Annotated in this window: 6 protein-coding genes; 5 read left to right on the top strand and 1 reads right to left on the bottom strand. The window is 70.0% G+C overall.

Annotated elements, in window-relative coordinates; all coding sequences use genetic code 11:
- The coding region (locus ACWCRB_RS49210; RefSeq protein ID WP_451002282.1) for an ABC transporter permease at nucleotides 1-464 on the bottom strand (464 nt) is incomplete at its 3' end.
- Between the two features lie 144 nt (nucleotides 465-608).
- Between ACWCRB_RS49210 and ACWCRB_RS49205 the strand changes: the two genes are divergently transcribed.
- From ACWCRB_RS49205 to ACWCRB_RS49185, 5 genes are all read left to right on the top strand, one after another.
- Nucleotides 609-1,259: a TetR/AcrR family transcriptional regulator gene (locus tag ACWCRB_RS49205; protein ID WP_451002281.1), complete on the top strand. Its 651-nt coding sequence runs from the start codon at nucleotides 609-611 to the stop codon at nucleotides 1,257-1,259.
- A 111-nt stretch (nucleotides 1,260-1,370) separates the two neighbouring features.
- Nucleotides 1,371-1,673: an urease subunit gamma gene (locus tag ACWCRB_RS49200; protein ID WP_389354404.1), complete on the top strand. Its 303-nt coding sequence runs from the start codon at nucleotides 1,371-1,373 to the stop codon at nucleotides 1,671-1,673.
- Nucleotides 1,674-1,686: 13 nt separating this feature from the next.
- The gene (locus ACWCRB_RS49195; RefSeq protein ID WP_055535474.1) at nucleotides 1,687-1,998 is read left to right on the top strand and encodes an urease subunit beta; all 312 of its coding nucleotides are present in this window, start codon (nucleotides 1,687-1,689) and stop codon (nucleotides 1,996-1,998) included.
- Nucleotides 1,991-3,712, top strand: coding sequence for an urease subunit alpha (locus ACWCRB_RS49190; RefSeq protein ID WP_451002280.1), 1,722 nt, complete (start codon nucleotides 1,991-1,993; stop codon nucleotides 3,710-3,712). Before ACWCRB_RS49195 ends, ACWCRB_RS49190 begins: the two co-directional genes overlap by 8 nt.
- 16 nt (nucleotides 3,713-3,728) lie before the next feature.
- The gene (locus ACWCRB_RS49185) at nucleotides 3,729-4,394 is read left to right on the top strand and encodes an urease accessory protein UreF (protein WP_451002279.1); all 666 of its coding nucleotides are present in this window, start codon (nucleotides 3,729-3,731) and stop codon (nucleotides 4,392-4,394) included.
- Nucleotides 4,395-4,494: the final 100 nt, after the last annotated feature.

Genomic DNA, 4,494 nt, shown 5'->3' with positions numbered 1-4,494 from the left:
GCCACACCGGCGAGGGCCAGCGGCAGCACGCTCGCGCCGAAGGCGGCGCCGCGAGGGTCGTTCGCGGCCGCGGGGACGACGTCGACGGTCGTGACCCGGGCGCCGGACCGCTCGGCCTGGGTGGTCACCGCCTGCTGGAGGAGCTGGGCGACGAGGGGGCTCGCGGCCGACGCGGTGAGCAGCTTCGGGCCCTGGGCGGTGACGACCACGGCGCCGTATACGGTCCGGTCCTCGATGGCGTCCCGGACGGCGGCCTCGTCGGCGTACCGGTGGATCTCGAAGGCGCCCTCGTGGGTCGACAGCTGCTGCTCTACCTGGGTGACCGCGGCGGCCGGGCCCGCCACCCCGAGCGGCAGGTCGCGGGGGGCGGTGCGGGCGGCGGGCCAGGCGAAGGCCCAGAGCGCCAGCGCGACCAGGACGGGGACCAGGACGACTACGGCGATCATGCGGCGGCGGTGCCCCATGGTTTCTTCCTCGACTCTCGAATCGATGTGGGCTGTGTAGCTGAGCGGACCTAAAAAGAAGGATCGTTCGTTTTAGGTGCGCCACCACCGTCCTGCGATCGGTGTCCCTTGTCAAGAAGGAATGTTCGTTTTACTTTTGTCGGCATGGCCCGCGTATCCCAGGAACACCTCGACGCCCGACGCCGTCAGATCCTCGACGGGGCGGCACTCTGCTTCGCCCGCAACGGCTTCCACGCCACGTCGATGCAGGACGTGCTCAAGGCGGTCGACCTCTCCGCCGGGGCCGTCTACCGCTACTTCAGCGGCAAGGAGGAGCTGATCGCCGCCATCGTCACCGAGGTGCTGGAGGAGGTCCGCTCCGCCTTCGAGGCCGCGGGCGAGCAGAGCCCGCCTCCGCCGCCGGACGTGATGGTGGTGGAGGTGATGGGCCGGATGATGGGGTCGCGCCCGGGGCTGGCGGAGGAAGGAGCGGCCGTCTTTCCCCGGCTGATCGTCCAAGTGTGGGCCGAGACCCTGCGCAACGACGACCTGTCGAAGGCGCTGAACGAGGGGTACGCGAAGGTCCGCACGGTGTGGGTGGGCCTGGTCGAGCGGTACCAGGAAGCCGGGATGATGCGGGCCGACGTACCGGCCGAGAGTGTCGCGCGGACCATGATCGCGGCCGCTCAGGGCTACGTCGCACAGATGGCCCTCTTCGGCAGCGCGCCGGTCGAAGTACTCCAGGAGGGTCTTCGCGGTCTGATGAGCATGGGCGGGCCCGCTTCCGGCGACCGGGATGGATCACGCGCCGGTTAACGTCCTTGAAACTCCGGCCAACTAGCGTGCCCATTCGCGCCACCAGCGGTTTTGGTGGCATCGGCAACCGGACCCCGCACGGTCCGGAGCGAGGATGTGAGGTGGGACGCCGTGCAACTGACTCCGCACGAGCAGGAGAGGCTGCTGATCCATGTGGCGGCGGACGTGGCCGAGAAGCGCCGGGCCCGAGGGCTCAAACTGAACCACCCCGAGGCGGTCGCGCTGATCACCTCACACATCCTCGAAGGCGCCCGTGACGGCCGTACGGTCGCCGAGCTGATGTCCTCCGGGCGCAAGATCCTGACCAGGGAGGACGTCATGGAGGGCATCCCCGAGATGATCCACGACGTCCAGGTCGAGGCGACCTTCCCGGACGGCACCAAGCTCGTCACCGTCCACGACCCGATCGTCTGAGGGGATGGCTGCCGTGATTCCCGGAGAGATCCTGTTCGCCGACGGACCCGTTGTGTACAACGAGGGCCGCGAGGTCACGTCGATGACCGTCCTTAACGCCGCCGACCGGCCCGTCCAGGTCGGCTCCCACTACCACTTCGCCGAGGCCAACCCCGGCCTGGAGTTCGACCGTGCGGCGGCGCGCGGCAAGCGGCTCAACATCGCCGCCGGCACCGCCGTACGCTTCGAACCCGGGATCCCCGTCGACGTAGAACTCGTACCGCTCACCGGCGCGCGCATCGTGCCCGGGCTGCGCGGGGAGACCGGAGGTGCCCTCGATGCCTGAGATCTCGCGTGCCGCGTACGCCGATCTGTTCGGCCCCACCACCGGTGACCGCATTCGGCTCGCCGACACCGACCTGATCGTCGAGATCGAGGAGGATCGTTCCGGCGGTCCCGGACTCGCCGGTGACGAGGCGGTGTTCGGGGGCGGCAAGGTCATCCGCGAATCCATGGGCCAGGCGCGTGCTACGCGCGCAGATGGCACCCCGGACACGGTCATCACGGGTGCCGTGATCATCGACCACTGGGGGATCGTCAAGGCCGACATCGGCATCCGCGACGGCCGGATCACCGGCATCGGCAAGGCCGGCAACCCCGACACGATGGACGGGATCCACCCCGACCTGGTCATCGGTCCGGAGACCGAGATCATCGCGGGCAACGGCCGGATCGTGACGGCGGGCGCCATCGACGCGCACGTCCACCTCATCTGCCCGCAGATCGCCGACGAGGCGCTCGCGTCGGGCGTCACGACGCTCGTGGGTGGCGGTACGGGGCCTGCCGAGGGTTCGAAGGCGACCACGGTCACCCCCGGCCCCTGGCATCTCGCCCGGATGCTGGAGGCGATGGAGCAGTACCCGCTCAACTTCGGTCTGCTCGGCAAGGGCAACACCGTCTCGCACGACGCGATGCTCTCCCAGATCCGGGGCGGCGCCCTCGGCCTGAAGATCCACGAGGACTGGGGCTCGACCCCGGCCGCCATCGACGCGGCGCTGACCGTCGCCGACCGCACGGGCATCCAGGTCGCGATCCACACGGACACCCTCAACGAGGCCGGTTTCGTGGCCGACACGCTCGCGGCGATCGCTGGCCGGGGCATCCACGCCTACCACACCGAGGGTGCGGGCGGCGGGCACGCGCCGGACATCATGTCCGTGGTCTCAGAGCCGCACGTCCTGCCCAGCTCGACCAACCCCACACGCCCCTACACCGTCAACACGGCCGAGGAACACCTCGACATGCTGATGGTCTGCCACCACCTGAACCCGGCAGTGCCGGAGGACCTGGCGTTCGCCGAGTCGCGGATTCGGCCTTCGACCATCGGGGCGGAGGACATACTGCATGACTTGGGTGCGATTTCCATTATTTCCTCCGACGCTCAGGCCATGGGCCGGGTCGGCGAGGTCATCATGCGGACCTGGCAGACGGCCCATGTGATGAAGCGCCGCCGGGGTGCCCTGCCGGGCGACGGCAGCGCGGACAACCATCGCGTACGTCGCTATGTCGCCAAGTACACGATCAACCCGGCCCTCGCGCAGGGGCTCGCGGGGGAGGTGGGCTCCGTGGAGACGGGCAAGCTCGCCGACCTGGTCCTCTGGGAGCCCGCGTTCTTCGGGGTCAAGCCGCACCTCGTCATCAAGGGCGGCCAGATCGCGTACGCGCAGATGGGCGACGCGAACGCGTCGATCCCAACTCCGCAGCCGATCCTGCCCCGGCCGATGTTCGGCGCGATCGGCCGGGCACCGGCGTCCAACTCCTTCAACTTCGTGGCCCAGTTGGCCATCGAGGACGGGCTGCCGGAGCGGCTCCAGCTCGGGAAGCGGTTCGTGGCGATCGAGTCGACGCGGGCCGTGACCAAGGCCGACATGCGCGAGAACGACGCGCGTCCGGAGGTACGAATCAACCCCGACAGCTTCGCCGTGCACATCGACGGGGAGCTGGTCGAGGCCACTCCGGCGGCCGAACTGCCCATGGCTCAGCGGTACTTCCTCTTCTGATGGGGAGGCGGTTTCAGTGAGCAGGGCGGCGTTGCTGGTCCTGGCCGATGGCCGCTTTCCCGCCGGGGGGCACGCGCACTCCGGCGGGGCCGAGGCCGCGGTGAAGGCGGGGCGTATCACCGGGGCGGCGAGCCTGGAGGAGTTCTGCCGGGGGCGGCTGCACACGGCTGGGCTGGTGTCGGCGGCGCTGGCGGCGGCTGCGGCGCAGGGGGTTGATCCGGTGCTGTTGGACGGTGCGGCGGACGCCCGGACGCCGTCACCGGCGTTGCGGGTCGCCGCGCGGAAGCTGGGGCGGCAGTTGATGCGGGCGGCGCGGGCGACGTGGCCGTGGGACGAACTGGACGCGCTGGCGAGGGAGTTCCCCAAGGGAGCGCATCAGCCAGTGGTGTTGGGACTGGCTGCCCGTGCGGCGGGGTTGGGGCCGGAGGATGCGGCGTACTGCTCGGTGTACGAGAGCGTGAGTGGGCCTGCGTCGGCTGTCGTGCGGTTGCTGAGTCTTGATCCGTTCGATGCGACGGGGGTGTTGGCTCGGTTGGCGCCGGAGCTGGACCGGGTGGTGGATCGGGCGGTGGAGGCGGCGGTCGGGGGTGACGTCGATGCGTTGCCTGCGGCTTCCGCGCCGATGTTGGAGGTGGGGGCGGAGGGGCATGCGGGGTGGGCGGTGCGGTTGTTCGCGTCGTAAGTTTTTCGCCCCCGCCGCCCTTACCCGTTCCCATCCTCGGGGGCTCCGCCCCCGAACCCCCGTATCGCGCTGAACGCGCTCGTCCTCAAACGCCGGACGG

The sequence above is a fragment of the Streptomyces sp. NPDC002156 genome (assembly GCF_053593675.1).
This window is presented reverse-complemented; position numbering and strand designations above follow the sequence as displayed.